We start from the raw sequence: 14,323 nt of genomic DNA, 5'->3' as shown, positions 1-14,323 counted from the left end.
TAATCTCGAACTCGTTTTGCCCCATAGGGATAATTATTTCGATGGTGAATAATTTTGTGCGCTATGCCACAAATGTGACCAGAAAGAATTGTCTCGATGTGAACAGATAATTAGTCTCGTCACGTTTGGCATTTTTATAACGATATTTGTCGTTAAGGACTTCAAGGGAAAATAAACAAAATGGTCAAATCTCAACCGTTTCTGAGATATATCTTGCGGGGGATCCCGGCGATAGCAGTCGCGGTACTGTTATCTGCATGTAGTACATCGAACACCGCGAAGAATATGCATCCTGAGACGCGTGTTGTGGGAATGGAAGATTCCTCTTCACTGCAAGCCTCTCAGGATGAATTTGAAAATATGGTACGTAATCTGGACGTGAAGTCCCGCATTATGGACCAGTATGCTGACTGGAAAGGCGTGCGTTATCGTCTTGGCGGCAGCACGAAAACAGGTATTGATTGTTCCGGTTTTGTACAGCGTACGTTCCGCGAGCAATTTGGGTTAGATCTTCCGCGTTCAACCTATGAACAACAGGAGATGGGCAAGTCGATTTCACGTACCAAACTGCGCACCGGCGATTTAGTTCTGTTCCGCGCGGGGTCTACAGGTCGACATGTTGGCATCTACATTGGTAATGACCAGTTCGTACATGCCTCCACCAGTAGCGGTGTGACCATTTCCAGCATGAACGAACCGTACTGGAAGAAGCGTTATAACGAAGCGCGCCGCGTACTGACCCGCAGTTAATATAACTATTGTATCGTTGGTTATCCCTTGGCTGGCGATATGATGAAAAAAAGCACTGCTTCGGCAGTGTTTTTTTTTGCCCGTTACACTGAATACATCAAGCGGCTTTTCAGGAATCACGACGTCTATGCTCACCCGCTACTTCTCCAGTAATCGTAAAATACTGATCCTCAGTATTATCACGGGTCTCATCACCGCCCTGCTCCTGGGTTCCCTGCAATTTTCGTGGAGTTACCACAAGCGGGAAGTCAAATTCGACACCCTGGTGAATGATGTGAGCGCCTACATGGGGAGCTATTTCGAAGACCTAAAAAAAGCGGTCAATGTCCTCCAGCCTCTCACGCTGAACACGTGCCAGGACGTCAACCAGGAACTCACCTCACGCGCGGCCTTCAGCATTAACGTTCGCGCCTTCCTGCTGGTCCGGGACAAGATGGCATTCTGCTCCTCGGCAACAGGCCCGATGAATGCCCCGATGGAGACGCTCATACCTGAGCTGAACATCAATAAACAGATCGATATGGCGTTGCTTCCGGGTACCCCCATGCTGCCTGATGAACCTGCGATTGCGATCTGGTACCGCAACCCATTAGTGAAGGACGGCGGGGTGTTCACTTCTGTGAATATTAATCTGACGCCTTACCTGCTCTATACTGAGCGCCAGGACGAGTTCGCGGGTATCGCTATCATTATCGGCGATAACGCCTTGTCGACGCGCTCCAGCACGCTGGTTCATACCCGCGACTTGCATGACATCCCGGTCCGCACGGCGACGCTGAAAGACCTCCCCCTGACCATCAACCTGTATGCGGACGCATGGACCAGCGATGAAATTCTCTACGCGCTGTTCTTCGGGCTGGTATGCGGGATTTGTGCCGGATCGCTTAACTACTACATCCTCAGCATTCGGCTCAACCCGGGTAAAGAAATTTTAAGCGCTATCAAGCGCGGTCAGTTTTATGTGGTTTATCAGCCCGTCGTCGATGCCAAATCGCTCAGGATGACCGGGCTTGAAGTCCTGATGCGCTGGAAACACCCGACAATGGGGGAAATTCCGCCGGACGCGTTTATCAATTTTGCCGAAGCACAGAAGCTGATTGTCCCGCTGACGCTGCATCTCTTTGACCTTATCATTCACGATGCGCCCGTGTTACAAACGCTGTTACCTCCGGGCGCAAAGGTGGGTATTAACATTGCACCGGGGCATCTGCATGCGGAAAGCTTCAAGGACGATATGCGCACCTTCAAAGCCCTGCTGCCGCCGGATTACTTCCAGATCGTGCTGGAAATTACCGAGCGCGATATGCTCAACCATCGGGAAGCCAACACCCTTTTCGAATGGCTGCATAACGAAGGGTTTGAAATCGCCATTGATGATTTTGGTACCGGCCACAGCGCGCTGATTTACCTTGAGCATTTCACCATGGACTACCTCAAAATCGACCGTGGTTTTGTTAATGCGATCGGTACCGAGACCGTGACGTCGCCGGTGCTGGATGCCGTTCTGACGCTGGCAAGACGACTGAATATGTCGACCGTCGCCGAAGGGGTAGAGACGCCGGAACAGGCGGCCTGGCTGCGCGAACACGGCGTTAACTTCCTGCAGGGATACTGGATTAGCCGCCCGATGCCGCTGGCGCAGTTCCGCGAATGGCGGCCTGATATTTCGCCCGAAGGCGATTAATTTCACATTGCCCGTGACGTCACTTATTATTCAGCTTAACCGAGCCGGTCTGTAGAGAGGGAGCTGCCGCGAGATGCTTATGCGCTTTATGTTGCTGATGTTGGCATTCACGAGCCTGTCCAGCCAGGCGCAAACCATCAAAGAGAATATCGCCTTCGCGGTGATTGGCGAGCCGAAATACGCGGTCAATTTTACGCACTTCGATTACGTCAACCCAGCCGCGCCAAAAGGCGGTAAGGTCACGCTTTCCGCCACGGGAACCTTCGACAACTTCAACCGCTACGCCCTGCGCGGCGTGGCGGCCGCGCGTACGGAATCGCTTTACGATACGCTCTTTGTCACCTCCGATGACGAGCCCGGCAGCTACTATCCGCTGATTGCCGAGAACGTGCGTTACGCCGATAACTTCGCCTGGGCGGAAATCTCGCTGAACCCGCGGGCACGTTTTCACGATGGCACACCGGTGAAGGCCAGCGACGTTGCGTTCACCTTCCATAAATTCATGACCGAAGGCGTCCCCCAGTTCCGCATCGTGTATAAAGGCGCGTCGGTCAGAGCCATCGCGCCGCTCACTGTGCGCATTGAGCTGAGCGAACCGAACAAAGAGAATATGCTCAGCCTGTTCTCGCTGCCGGTGATGCCGGAATCGTTCTGGAAAAATCATAAGCTGAGCGACCCGCTTTCAACGCCTCCGCTGGCTGGCGGCCCCTACCGCATTACCGACTGGCGAATGGGGCAATATGTCGTCTATTCCCGCGTCAAAGACTATTGGGCGGCCAATCTGCCGGTCAACCGCGGACGCTGGAACTTCGACACCCTTCGCTATGATTACTACCTCGACGATAACGTGGCGTTTGAAGCGTTCAAAGCCGGGGCATTCGATTTGCGCGTCGAGAGCAGCGCTAAAAACTGGGCGACCCGCTATATCGGCAAAAATTTCGCCAAAGGCTATATCGTCAAAGACGAACACAAAAATGAATCTGCCCAGGACACCCGCTGGCTGGCGTTTAATATTCAGCGTCCGGTATTTAATGACCGCCGGGTGCGGGAAGCCATCTCCCTGGCCTTTGATTTTGAGTGGATGAACAAAGCGCTGTTTTACGGGGCTTATAGCCGCGCCAACAGCTATTTTCAGAATACCGAATACGCCGCGCGTGATTATCCGAAAGCCGACGAACTGGTTCTGCTGGCCCCCCTCAAAGCAGAGGTACCGCCAGAGGTGTTTACAACGGTGTTTCAGCCGCCCGCATCGAAGGGTGACGGTTACGACCGCGACAACCTGCTCAAAGCCAGCAAGCTGCTGGATGACGCAGGCTGGCACCTGAAGAATCAAAAACGTGTGGATGCCAAAACGGGCAAGCCACTCAGCTTTGAACTGCTGCTCACGTCCGGGGGCAACGACCAGTGGGTGCTGCCGTTTAAGCACAACCTTGAGCGGCTGGGCGTGACCATGAACATTCGCCAGGTTGATAACGCGCAGATCACCAGCCGCATGCGCAGCCGTGATTACGACATGATGCAGCGCCTGTGGCCCGCGCAGCCGTGGCCTAGCTCGGACCTGCAAATCTCCTGGGCCTCCAGCTACATCGACTCCTCGTACAATGCGCCGGGGGTAAAAAGCCCGGCGATTGATGCGCTCATTGCGAAAATCGTGGCGGCGCAGGGGGATAAAGACAAGCTCGTGCCGCTCGGGCGCGCCCTCGACAGGGTCTTAACCTGGAACTACTACATGCTGCCGATGTGGTATATGGGCGAAGATCGCCTTGCGCGCTGGGATAAGTTCTCCGCGCCTGCCGTGCGCCCGGTCTATTCTCTGGGCTTTGACACCTGGTGGTATGACGTTAACAAAGCCGCCAGACTTCCCGCTGAGCGGCGATAAGGAATTATCATGGGTGCCTATCTTCTCCGCCGTCTGCTGCTGGTCATCCCCACCCTGTGGGCCATCATCACGATTAACTTTTTTATCGTGCAAATCGCTCCCGGCGGGCCGGTCGATCAGGCCATTGCCGCCATTGAATTTGGCAACAGCGGCGGCATGCCGGGCGGCGGCGGTGAAGGGATGGGCGCCAGCCATGCGCGAACTGGCGTAGGGAATATCAGCGAAAGCCATTACCGCGGCGGACGCGGGCTGGATCCGGAGGTGATCGCCGAGATCACCCACCGCTACGGCTTTGATAAACCGATTCACGAGCGCTATTTCAAGATGCTCTGGGATTACATCCGCTTTGATTTTGGCGATAGCCTGTTTCGCAGTGCGTCAGTGCTGACGCTGATCAAGCAAAGCCTGCCGGTTTCGATCACGCTCGGGCTGTGGGGTACGCTGATCATCTATCTGGTCTCTATACCGCTTGGGATCCGCAAAGCGGTGTACAACGGCAGCCGGTTCGATATCTGGAGCAGCACGTTCATCATTATCGGCTATGCCATCCCGGCGTTTCTGTTCGCCGTTCTGCTGATCGTCTTTTTTGCCGGGGGCAGTTATTTTGATCTCTTCCCGCTGCGGGGGCTCGTCTCCGCCGATTTCAGCTCCCTGCCGTGGTACCAGAAAATCACCGACTACCTCTGGCATATCACGCTGCCGGTTCTGGCCACGGTCATTGGCGGGTTTGCGGCCCTGACCATGTTGACCAAAAACGCCTTTCTCGATGAAATTCGTAAACAGTACGTCGTTACGGCCCGCGCTAAAGGCGTGAGCGAGAAGCAGATCATGTGGAAGCACGTGTTCCGCAACGCCATGCTGCTGGTGATCGCCGGATTTCCGGCCACGTTCATCAGTATGTTTTTTACCGGCTCGCTGCTGATAGAGGTGATGTTCTCGCTTAACGGTCTGGGCCTGCTGGGCTATGAGGCCACCGTGTCGCGTGATTATCCGGTAATGTTCGGCACGCTCTATATTTTCACCCTGATTGGCCTGCTGCTGAATATCATCAGCGATATCAGCTATACGCTGGTCGATCCCCGAATCGATTTTGAGGGCCGATGATGCCGCGTTTAAGCCCCGTCAACCAGGCCCGCTGGGCCCGCTTTCGCCACAACCGCCGCGGCTACTGGTCGCTGTGGATTTTTGCCGTGCTGTTTGTCTTAAGCCTGTTTTCAGAACTGATCGCTAACGATAAACCGCTGCTGGTGCATTTTAACGACCGCTGGTACGTGCCGGTCATCGCCAATTACAGCGAAAGCGACTTTGGCGGCCCGTTTGCGACGCCGGCGGAGTATCAGGACCCGTGGCTTCGCCAGCAGATTGAGCAGCACGGCTGGGCGCTCTGGGCGCCGGTGCGTTTTGGCGCAAACAGCATTAACTTCGCCACCACGACCCCCTTCCCTTCCCCGCCCTCCGCGCAAAACTGGCTGGGAACGGATGCAAACGGCGGCGACGTGCTGGCGCGCATCCTGTATGGCACGCGTATTTCGCTTCTCTTTGGGCTGATGCTGACGATCTTCTCCAGCGTGATGGGCGTCGTGGCGGGCGCCATTCAGGGCTACTACGGCGGGAAAATTGACCTCTGGGGCCAGCGGGTGATTGAGGTCTGGTCAGGCATGCCGACGCTCTTTCTGATCATCCTGCTTTCCAGCGTCGTACAGCCCAACTTCTGGTGGTTATTAGGCATTACCGTCCTGTTCGGCTGGATGGCGCTGGTCGGTGTGGTCAGGGCCGAGTTTCTGCGCACCCGTAATTTCGACTATATTCGCGCCGCGCAGGCGCTTGGCGTGAGCGACCGCGGGATCATCTTCCGCCATATGCTGCCCAACGCCGTGGTGGCAACGCTCACCTTCCTGCCGTTTATTCTGTGCAGCTCCATCACCACCCTCACCTCACTGGATTTTCTCGGTTTCGGGCTACCGTTGGGTTCCCCGTCGCTCGGCGAACTGCTGCTGCAGGGCAAGAACAACCTGCAGGCGCCGTGGTTAGGCATCGCCGCCTTTCTTTCCGTGGCCGTGCTGCTGTCGCTGCTGATTTTTATTGGCGAAGCCGTGCGCGATGCCTTTGATCCGAACAAGGCGGTTTAAAATGACCCAGCCCCTGCTCCGTATTGATAACCTGTCGATTGCCTTTTCAAAACAGGACGAGACGCGCACCGTGGTCAGCGACCTGACGCTGCAGATCCAGCGAGGTGAAACGCTGGCCCTGGTGGGTGAGTCGGGTTCAGGCAAGAGCGTTTCGGCGCTCTCCATCCTGCGGCTGCTGCCTTCTCCGCCGGTGAGCTACCCGCAAGGGGATATCCTTTTTCACGGCCGTTCGCTGCTGCACGCAGACGAACAGACCCTGCGCGGCATTCGCGGCAACAAAATCGCGATGATCTTCCAGGAGCCGATGGTGTCGCTTAACCCTCTGCACAGCCTGGAAAAACAGCTCTATGAAGTGCTCTCCCTGCACCGTGGGATGCGCAAAGAGGCCGCGCGGGGAGAAATTCTGGATTGTCTTGAACGCACAGGCATACGCAATGCGGCCAAACGGCTGAATGATTTTCCGCATCAGCTCTCCGGCGGCGAACGCCAGCGCGTGATGATCGCCATGGCGCTGCTGACGCGCCCCGAGCTGTTGATTGCCGACGAGCCCACAACGGCGCTGGACGTGACGGTACAGGCGCAAATACTGACGCTGCTGCGGAACCTGCGTGACGAGCTGAACATGAGCCTGCTGTTTATCACGCACAACCTGAGCATTGTGAGAAAGCTGGCCGACAGCGTCGCGGTGATGCAAAACGGCCGCTGTGTTGAACAGAATGCGGCGTCCACGCTGCTGAGCGCGCCGCAACACCCCTATACGCAGCGCCTGCTCGACAGCGAACCCTCCGGCGACCCGGTTCCCCTCGACGCTGACAGCACGCCGCTGCTGCGCGTTGAGGATCTGTCCGTCTCGTTCCCGATCCGCAAAGGTATTCTGCGCCGCATTGTCGATCGCAACCCGGTGTTAAAAAATATCCGCTTCTCGCTGCGCCCGGGCGAATCCCTCGGGCTGGTGGGCGAATCCGGCTCGGGTAAAAGCACCACCGGTCTGGCGCTGCTGCGCTTAATTGCCTCACAGGGCGAAATCCTGTTTGACGGCATGCCGCTGCACCGCTGGAACCGGCGGCAGATGCTGCCCGTACGTCCTCGCATGCAGGTGGTCTTTCAGGATCCCAACTCCTCGCTTAACCCGCGGCTCAGCGTGTTACAGATTGTCGAAGAGGGCCTGCGCGTCCATCAGCCCGGCCTGAGCGCGCAGCAGCGCGAGCAGGAGGTCATGCGGGTCATGGCCGAAGTGGGTTTAGATCCCGAGACGCGCCACCGCTATCCTGCGGAATTTTCCGGCGGGCAGCGCCAGCGTATCGCCATTGCCCGCGCGCTGATCCTGAAACCAGAGCTAATTATTCTGGATGAACCGACGTCGTCTCTGGACAGGACCGTACAGGCGCAGATCCTGGCGCTGCTTAAAGGGCTACAGGAAAAGCACCGGCTGGCCTATATCTTTATCAGCCATGATTTGCAGGTGGTGCGGGCGTTATGCCATCAGGTGATTGTGTTGCGACAGGGAGAGGTGGTCGAGCAGGGTGATTGCCAGCGCGTATTTAGCGCGCCAACGCAGCGCTACACGCGCCAGCTGTTGTCGTCAGACTAGCGCTCAGAATGGATACTGGCCGGAGAAAGGCTCTGCAATAGCAACGCCAAAATTTTTCAGGCGGCAGGTGGCAGCAAACTCGTCCTGGCTTTTCACAAACAGGCACGGCTCCCCTTCGCATTCCAGCACGGAGCTGTCCACTTCGATATCCGTCAGGGCCTGACTGAGACGCTCCATCACCCGCCATGCATTTTCATCGCTCGGGCTCAGCAGCTTGAGCGCCACCAGGCAGTTTTCACAGCCCGCGACGTTTTGCGGAATCGGTTCAACTTTCGAACCAGCAAAACCCGCCGACCAGCGATAGCTCTGGGGCAAGCGATGGACAATAGAAAGTTGTAATGTATTCACGTTCGTTCCCCGGAAGCAAAATTTACTTCACAATTTATTTACATTTATAGTAACACATGATCGCCAGCCTGCACTATTCAGCACTTTTTTATCGGTATTCAGGCTCGCGTCGGCGCTATATGTACCCGTTTCTGCGATCTAACTCAACCTTTTTGAATACAATGATGTGACTTTTTACACAAATAGATTTTACATAAAATAAACAAACACGGCATAAACGAACGGGGGTTTGGTTGATATGCATCAAAAAAAAGGCCCTGGCGGGCCTTCTCTGTGTTTTAGTGGGCCGCTTTTCGCGGTCGACTGGCGTAAAGATAGAAGAGTATCGAGCTGGTTGCGCAAAAAGCCATCGCCCACAGCATGGGCCATGCCGTCGTAAAGGTGGCCATCGAAAGCAACGCCCCCACGATAGCGCCGATGCCGAAGCGGAACGTCCCCGCCAGGGAAGAGGCGGTCCCCGCCATGTGCGGGAACTCATCCAGAATCACCGCCATCGCATTGGACGACACCATCGACACGCAGCCGACAAAGGCCGCTACGCCGACCACCAACGCCCAGAAGCCCACGCCCAGAAACGCGCTCACCACCAGCCAGATCGCCATCACAAACTGGATCCACAGCCCCGCGCGAAACATGTTCAGCGCCCCCACCCGCCGGACAAAGCGGCTGTTGATGATGGTCATGATGAACAGGAAGACGATGTTAAGCGCAAAGTAGTAGCCGAAGTGCTGCGGCGACACGTGGTTAAGCTCGATGTAGACAAACGGCCCGGCGCTCAGGAAAGAGAACATTCCGGCAAAGCTGAACCCGCTTGCCAGCATATAGCTGAGCACGCGCTTGTGGCGAAACAGCGAGGCAAAGTTGCCGATGGTGGTACGGATGTGAAACTTCTGGCGGCGCTCGACGGGAAGCGTTTCATCTATAAAGAAGAAGATCATTGCCGAGGCCAGCAGCGCGGCCAGGGCCAGGATCCAGAAAATCACATGCCAGCTGAACCACACCAGCACCGCACCACCCGCCATTGGCGCCACCAGCGGCGCAATCGTCGTCACCAGCATCACGAACGACATCATGCGGGAGAACTCTTCCTTCGGGTAGATATCGCGCATCAGGGCGTTAATCACCACGCTTGCCGCTGCCGCCGCCAGACCGTGGAAGAAACGCATGATGATCAAATGATCGATGGTCTGGGCCAGTGCACAGGCAACCGCAGCGGCCGCAAAGACCAGCGTCCCGCCCAGAATGACGGGCTTGCGTCCAAGGCTGTCCGCCATCGGGCCATAAAACAGCTGGCCGAGGGCAAAGCCGAGAATATAGGTGCTGAGCGTCATCTGTGCGCTGCCCGCCGGAACGCCAAATTGCGCGGAAATCACCGGCAGCGCGGGCAGGTACATATCAATAGACAGCGGCATCAGCATGGCCAGCAGGCCAAGAATGAAGACGATTTTGAACGACGAGTGTGGCCTGGTGGTCACAGGGTTCTCCTGAAATTAGTGCGAAGGCAGACCGACGCTGGCGATCTCTTCTTCCGTTAACGGACGGTATTCGCCTGGCGCAAGGTCGGGATCGAGTTCAATCGCACCAATCCGTTCGCGATGCAGGCCAACAACGTGGTTCCCCACCGCGGCAAACATACGTTTCACCTGATGGTAGCGCCCTTCGCTGATGGTCAGACGGACCTCCGTCGGGGTGATGACTTCAAGCACCGCCGGCTTAGTCAGATCTTTTTCATTATGCAGCTGCACGCCTTTCGCGAAGTGCTCAGCCGTGTCATCCGACACCGGTGACTCCAGCGTCACGAGATAGGTTTTCTCGCAGTGGTGGCGTGGAGAGGTGATGCGGTGCGACCACTGACCGTCGTCGGTCATCAGCACCAGACCGGTGGTGTCGATATCGAGGCGGCCTGCGGCATGCAGCTTGTGCGCCACCGGTTCGTCGAGGAAATAGAGCACCGTCGGGTGATCCGGATCGTCCGTTGAGCAGACGTAGCCTTCCGGCTTATTGAGCATGAAGTAGCGAGGACCGTGCTGCTGGGTCAGCGGATTGCCGTCATACTCCACCTGATGGTCAGGTTGCAGTTTGAACGCGCTGTCTCTCACAATGTCGCCATCCACGGTAACGCGGCTGGCGCGAATTTCGCGCCCGGCAATAGCGCGGCTTACGCCGAGTTGCTGAGCGATAAACTTATCAAGTCGCATGAAATCTTTTTAGCCTTAATGGTGCAGGAAGTCGGACAACAGGTCCGAAAATAGAAGCAGTCTGGAACGGTTCAGTATAATGGTCTGGTTGCGCCACTCAAGGGAAAAAGTTTCGTGGCATACTATGTGCGGAATAACGAAACCGAGACCCCATGACTTTTACACTTCGTCCCTATCAGCAGGAAGCCGTTGACGCCACCCTCGCCTGGTTCCGTAAACATCGCGAGCCGGCGGCGATTGTGCTCCCGACCGGTGCAGGCAAAAGCCTGGTCATTGCCGAGCTGGCGCGTCTGGCCCGCGGCCGCGTGCTGGTGCTGGCGCACGTTAAAGAGCTCGTCGCGCAAAACCATGCCAAGTATTGTGCACTTGGACTGGAAGCCGACATTTTCGCCGCCGGTCTAAAGCGTAAAGAGAGCCACGGCAAGGTGGTGTTTGGCAGCGTGCAGTCGGTGGCCCGCAATCTGGATCTGTTTCGCAGCGAATTTTCGCTGCTGATTGTCGACGAGTGTCACCGCATCAGCGATGACGACGACAGCCAGTATCAGCAAATCCTGACGCACCTGAAAGACGTGAACCCTCACCTGCGCCTGCTGGGCCTGACGGCGACCCCGTTTCGTCTGGGTAAAGGCTGGATCTATCGTTACCATTATCACGGCATGGTGCGCGGCGATGACAAGGCCCTGTTTAGCGACTGCATCTACGAGCTTCCGCTGCGCTACATGATTAAACATGGCTACCTGACGCCACCTGAACGGCTGGATATGCCGGTGGTGCAGTATGATTTCAGCCGCCTGCAGGCGCAGAGCAACGGGTTATTCAGCGAAGCGGATCTTAACCAGGAGCTGAAAAAGCAAAAGCGCATTACGCCGCATATCATCAGCCAGATTGAGGAGTTCGCCGCGACGCGCAAAGGGGTGATGATCTTTGCCGCCACCGTTGAGCACGCGCGCGAAATCACCGGGTTACTGCCCTCCGGCGACGCGGCGCTCATCACCGGCGAGACGCCCGGCCCCGAGCGCGACCGCCTGATTGAGGCCTTTAAAGCCCAGCAGTTCCGCTATCTGGTTAACGTGTCGGTATTGACCACCGGCTTTGACGCCCCGCACGTCGACCTGATCGCTATTTTGCGCCCGACCGAATCCGTCAGTCTGTATCAGCAAATTGTTGGCCGCGGCCTGCGTCTGGCGCCGGGGAAAACCGACTGTCTGATCCTGGATTATGCCGGTAACCCGCACGATCTCTATACGCCTGAGGTCGGCGCGCCAAAAGGAAAAAGCGACAACGTGCCCGTGCAGGTCTTTTGCCCTGCCTGCGGGTTTGCCAACACCTTCTGGGGCAAAACCACCGCCGACGGTACGCTGATTGAACATTTTGGCCGCCGCTGTCAGGGCTGGTTTGAAGATGATGAAGGGCATCGCGAGCAGTGCGATTTTCGTTTCCGCTTCAAAAACTGCCCGCAGTGCAACACCGAAAATGACATAGCCGCTCGCCGCTGTCGGGAGTGCGACACGGTGCTGGTTGACCCGGACGACATGCTGAAAGCGGCGCTAAAGCTGAAAGATGCGCTGGTGCTGCGCTGTTCCGGCATGGCGCTGCAGCCCGGCGCGGATGAAAAAGGCGAATGGCTGAAAATCACCTATTACGACGAGGACGGGGCGGACGTCAGCGAGCGCTTCCGGGTCCAGACGCCTGCCCAGCGAACGGCCTTCGAACAGCTGTTTATTCGCCCGCACACCCGCACCCCGGGCGTGCCCCTGCGCTGGATCACCGTGGCCGATATCGTGCGCCAGCAGGTGCTATTGCGCCATCCGGATTTTGTCGTCGCCCGTAAGAAAGGCCAGTACTGGCAGGTGCGCGAGAAGCTCTTTGACTACGAAGGTCGCTTCCGTCGCGCCAACGAATTGCGCGGGTAGCGGGACTTTTCATTGATGTGAGGGGCATTTGAGTATAAAATGCCGCCCGCTTCACATCCGTGAGGCAGAACACTCACCTGCTGCTGGGTCGCCTGTAGTAGGGTTTTAAATACAGAGAGAAATCAATGTTCACTATCGAAGCAGAAGTACGTAACGTGCAGGGTAAGGGTGCGAGCCGCCGCCTGCGTACCGCTAACAAGTTCCCGGCTATCGTTTACGGTGGCGAAGCTGCTCCAGTTGCAATCGAACTGGATCACGACAAACTGTGGAACCTGCAGACCAAAGCTGAATTCTACAGCGAAGTTCTGACCATCGTTGTTGGCGGTAAAGAAGAAAAAGTGAAAGTTCAGGCTGTTCAGCGTCACGCGTTCAAGCCAAAACTGACTCACATCGACTTCGTTCGCGCGTAATCGCAAACCTGTCGAAAAAAACCCCGCTTCTGCGGGGTTTTTTGTGCCTGCTATTTACCGCCCGAGGTGCGGCGCTGAAGCTGATCGCGCAGATTCGGCGGCGTCCCCTTAATGGTCAGCGTATCGGTGGCCGGATCCCAGAAGATACGTTCCCCCAGCAGCATCGCATCAAAGTTGATGGTTAACCCGCCACCGCTGCCGGCAAACTTGGTTAACTGACGCAGCGTGCTGCGATCCGCCGGGAAGCTCTCTTCAAGCTCATAGCCCTTCTCTGCGGTAAATTCCTGGAAGCTGACTTCGCTGACGCCCGCCAGCTCTTTTGACAGCGACTCCAGCTCAATCTCTTCCCCCGCCTGCAGCTGTTCGTTGCAGTAGCTGTAAACCTGCTGGCGCACCGTCTGGCGCTCAGATTTATCAAGCTGCGCTTCGGCTGTGAAATCGTCAACCGCCTGGAGCAGCCCTTTGTTCTGCGCTTTGGCGTTAAGCCCTTCACTGGCACCGAGGAAATCCATAAAGAAATCCGCCACTTTGCGGCCCACGCGTCCCTTCAGGAAAGTCAGGTAGCGGGTCGACTCCGGGTTGGTTTCCCACTCGGTCAAATCAATACGCGCCACTATATCCGCATGGTTGATATCCAGATAATGCGTCGAGCTGATATCCAGCTGCTCGTTCACGCGCATGCTGCTTAAGTTATTCAGCACGGTAACCAGCAGGTACTCGACCGCCAGATAGCGGTAGTGGCAGAACAGCACGATCCCGCCGTCGGCGAACGGGTATTTCGCCAGCTCGTCGCGCAGACGCCCGGTTGCCGCACGGCTAAACGCCAGGAAATCCTCTTCACCCTGGCGCTGCAGGCGCAGGCTATCGGCCAGTTCACTCTCTTCGCTGAACAGCCCATAGGCTTTATTTTTGGCGCTGTAGACGCGATGCAGCTCTGCCATCATCTCCACAACGGTCGCCGTGGGTTCCAGTAACGAATCGCGCAGCACCACTTCAAGGGTTTGCTCATCGCGCTTGATAAGCTGGTGCAGGGCAATCTGGTTGATTTCCAGACTCATGATAAACTCTCCTTTTAGACCGGGCGGTATTCAACCACCACCAGGACATGTGTGCAACAACAGATAAAAAAGGGGAAAAAAAGCTGTTGCTACGGTAATATGTTGCCCTTTCATCAACAAACTGATTTTGATTTATGCCACAACATTCCCGCTACAGTGATGAACACGTTGAACAACTGCTCAGTGAGCTGGTCAACGTACTGGAAAAACATAAAACGCCGACCGATCTCTCCCTGATGGTTTTGGGAAATATGGTCACCAACCTGATTAACACCAGCGTTGCTCCGGCTCAACGTCAGGCGATCGCAAAATCTTTCGCCCAGGCTTTACAGTCGTCCGTTAGCAACGACCCGGCCCATTAAG

Annotated in this window: 13 protein-coding genes; 9 read left to right on the top strand and 4 right to left on the bottom strand. The window is 56.3% G+C overall.

Annotated elements, in window-relative coordinates; translation table 11 throughout:
* Positions 1-180: 180 nt before the first annotated feature.
* From mepS to yejF, 6 genes are all read left to right on the top strand, one after another.
* On the top strand, positions 181-750 hold the full coding sequence (mepS, locus tag ACHH0Z_RS01225; RefSeq protein WP_008500946.1) for a bifunctional murein DD-endopeptidase/murein LD-carboxypeptidase: 570 nt from the start codon (positions 181-183) through the stop codon (positions 748-750).
* 127 nt (positions 751-877) lie between these two features.
* Positions 878-2,434 (top strand): cyclic di-GMP phosphodiesterase, encoded by a 1,557-nt coding sequence (locus ACHH0Z_RS01220; protein WP_008500947.1) that lies wholly within the window; start codon positions 878-880, stop codon positions 2,432-2,434.
* A 73-nt stretch (positions 2,435-2,507) separates the two neighbouring features.
* On the top strand, positions 2,508-4,313 hold the full coding sequence (locus tag ACHH0Z_RS01215) for an extracellular solute-binding protein (RefSeq protein ID WP_045407665.1): 1,806 nt from the start codon (positions 2,508-2,510) through the stop codon (positions 4,311-4,313).
* A gap of 9 nt (positions 4,314-4,322) precedes the next feature.
* Positions 4,323-5,417 carry a microcin C ABC transporter permease YejB gene (locus tag ACHH0Z_RS01210; RefSeq protein WP_008500949.1) on the top strand — a complete coding sequence of 365 codons (1,095 nt, stop codon included), beginning with the start codon at positions 4,323-4,325 and terminating at the stop codon, positions 5,415-5,417.
* A complete protein-coding gene (locus ACHH0Z_RS01205) occupies positions 5,417-6,442 on the top strand; it encodes an ABC transporter permease (protein ID WP_032652768.1) in 1,026 nt (341 codons plus the stop codon). Before ACHH0Z_RS01210 ends, ACHH0Z_RS01205 begins: the two co-directional genes overlap by 1 nt.
* A 1-nt stretch (position 6,443) precedes the next feature.
* The gene (gene yejF, locus ACHH0Z_RS01200) at positions 6,444-8,033 is read left to right on the top strand and encodes a microcin C ABC transporter ATP-binding protein YejF (protein ID WP_045407667.1); all 1,590 of its coding nucleotides are present in this window, start codon (positions 6,444-6,446) and stop codon (positions 8,031-8,033) included.
* Between the two features lie 3 nt (positions 8,034-8,036).
* On the opposite strand, the gene ACHH0Z_RS01195 is transcribed toward yejF, so the two are convergent.
* The 3 genes from ACHH0Z_RS01195 to rsuA all read right to left on the bottom strand — a co-directional run bounded on the left by ACHH0Z_RS01195 (position 8,037) and on the right by rsuA (position 10,579).
* Entirely contained in the window at positions 8,037-8,381 is a 345-nt protein-coding gene (locus tag ACHH0Z_RS01195) for a YejG family protein (RefSeq protein WP_008500952.1), read from the bottom strand.
* Between the two features lie 278 nt (positions 8,382-8,659).
* Positions 8,660-9,856 carry a Bcr/CflA family multidrug efflux MFS transporter gene (locus tag ACHH0Z_RS01190; protein WP_008500953.1) on the bottom strand — a complete coding sequence of 399 codons (1,197 nt, stop codon included), beginning with the start codon at positions 9,854-9,856 and terminating at the stop codon, positions 8,660-8,662.
* A 15-nt stretch (positions 9,857-9,871) separates the two neighbouring features.
* On the bottom strand, positions 9,872-10,579 hold the full coding sequence (rsuA, locus tag ACHH0Z_RS01185) for a 16S rRNA pseudouridine(516) synthase RsuA (protein ID WP_021241522.1): 708 nt from the start codon (positions 10,577-10,579) through the stop codon (positions 9,872-9,874).
* 152 nt (positions 10,580-10,731) lie between these two features.
* Between rsuA and ACHH0Z_RS01180 the strand changes: the two genes are divergently transcribed.
* Positions 10,732-12,492 (top strand): DEAD/DEAH box helicase, encoded by a 1,761-nt coding sequence (locus tag ACHH0Z_RS01180; protein ID WP_045407669.1) that lies wholly within the window; start codon positions 10,732-10,734, stop codon positions 12,490-12,492.
* A 125-nt stretch (positions 12,493-12,617) separates the two neighbouring features.
* Positions 12,618-12,902, top strand: coding sequence for a 50S ribosomal protein L25 (gene rplY, locus ACHH0Z_RS01175; RefSeq protein WP_008500956.1), 285 nt, complete (start codon positions 12,618-12,620; stop codon positions 12,900-12,902).
* A 50-nt stretch (positions 12,903-12,952) separates the two neighbouring features.
* On the opposite strand, the gene yejK is transcribed toward rplY, so the two are convergent.
* On the bottom strand, positions 12,953-13,960 hold the full coding sequence (yejK, locus tag ACHH0Z_RS01170; protein ID WP_008500957.1) for a nucleoid-associated protein YejK: 1,008 nt from the start codon (positions 13,958-13,960) through the stop codon (positions 12,953-12,955).
* A 134-nt stretch (positions 13,961-14,094) separates the two neighbouring features.
* On the opposite strand from yejK, the gene ACHH0Z_RS01165 reads away from it, so the two are divergent.
* Positions 14,095-14,322: a YejL family protein gene (locus ACHH0Z_RS01165; RefSeq protein ID WP_008500958.1), complete on the top strand. Its 228-nt coding sequence runs from the start codon at positions 14,095-14,097 to the stop codon at positions 14,320-14,322.
* The last annotated feature ends 1 nt before the right edge of the window (position 14,323 follow it).

This window comes from Enterobacter cloacae complex sp. 2024EL-00227, from assembly GCF_043945315.1.
Classification (GTDB): Bacteria; Pseudomonadota; Gammaproteobacteria; order Enterobacterales; family Enterobacteriaceae; genus Enterobacter; species Enterobacter roggenkampii.
The sequence above is the reverse complement of the archived record's forward strand: the minus strand, read 5'-3'. Positions and strand labels throughout refer to the sequence as shown.

Excerpts from the sequence above, each read along its gene's own strand:
- mepS (WP_008500946.1), top strand. The coding sequence starts at position 181 with ATGGTCAAATCTCAACCGTTTCTGAGATATATCTTGCGGGGGATCCCG.
- ACHH0Z_RS01220 (WP_008500947.1), top strand. The coding sequence starts at position 878 with ATGCTCACCCGCTACTTCTCCAGTAATCGTAAAATACTGATCCTCAGT.
- ACHH0Z_RS01215 (WP_045407665.1), top strand. The coding sequence starts at position 2,508 with ATGCTTATGCGCTTTATGTTGCTGATGTTGGCATTCACGAGCCTGTCC.
- ACHH0Z_RS01210 (WP_008500949.1), top strand. The coding sequence starts at position 4,323 with ATGGGTGCCTATCTTCTCCGCCGTCTGCTGCTGGTCATCCCCACCCTG.
- ACHH0Z_RS01205 (WP_032652768.1), top strand. The coding sequence starts at position 5,417 with ATGCCGCGTTTAAGCCCCGTCAACCAGGCCCGCTGGGCCCGCTTTCGC.
- yejF (WP_045407667.1), top strand. The coding sequence starts at position 6,444 with ATGACCCAGCCCCTGCTCCGTATTGATAACCTGTCGATTGCCTTTTCA.
- rsuA (WP_021241522.1), bottom strand. The coding sequence starts at position 10,579 with ATGCGACTTGATAAGTTTATCGCTCAGCAACTCGGCGTAAGCCGCGCT.
- ACHH0Z_RS01180 (WP_045407669.1), top strand. The coding sequence starts at position 10,732 with ATGACTTTTACACTTCGTCCCTATCAGCAGGAAGCCGTTGACGCCACC.
- rplY (WP_008500956.1), top strand. The coding sequence starts at position 12,618 with ATGTTCACTATCGAAGCAGAAGTACGTAACGTGCAGGGTAAGGGTGCG.
- yejK (WP_008500957.1), bottom strand. The coding sequence starts at position 13,960 with ATGAGTCTGGAAATCAACCAGATTGCCCTGCACCAGCTTATCAAGCGC.
- ACHH0Z_RS01165 (WP_008500958.1), top strand. The coding sequence starts at position 14,095 with ATGCCACAACATTCCCGCTACAGTGATGAACACGTTGAACAACTGCTC.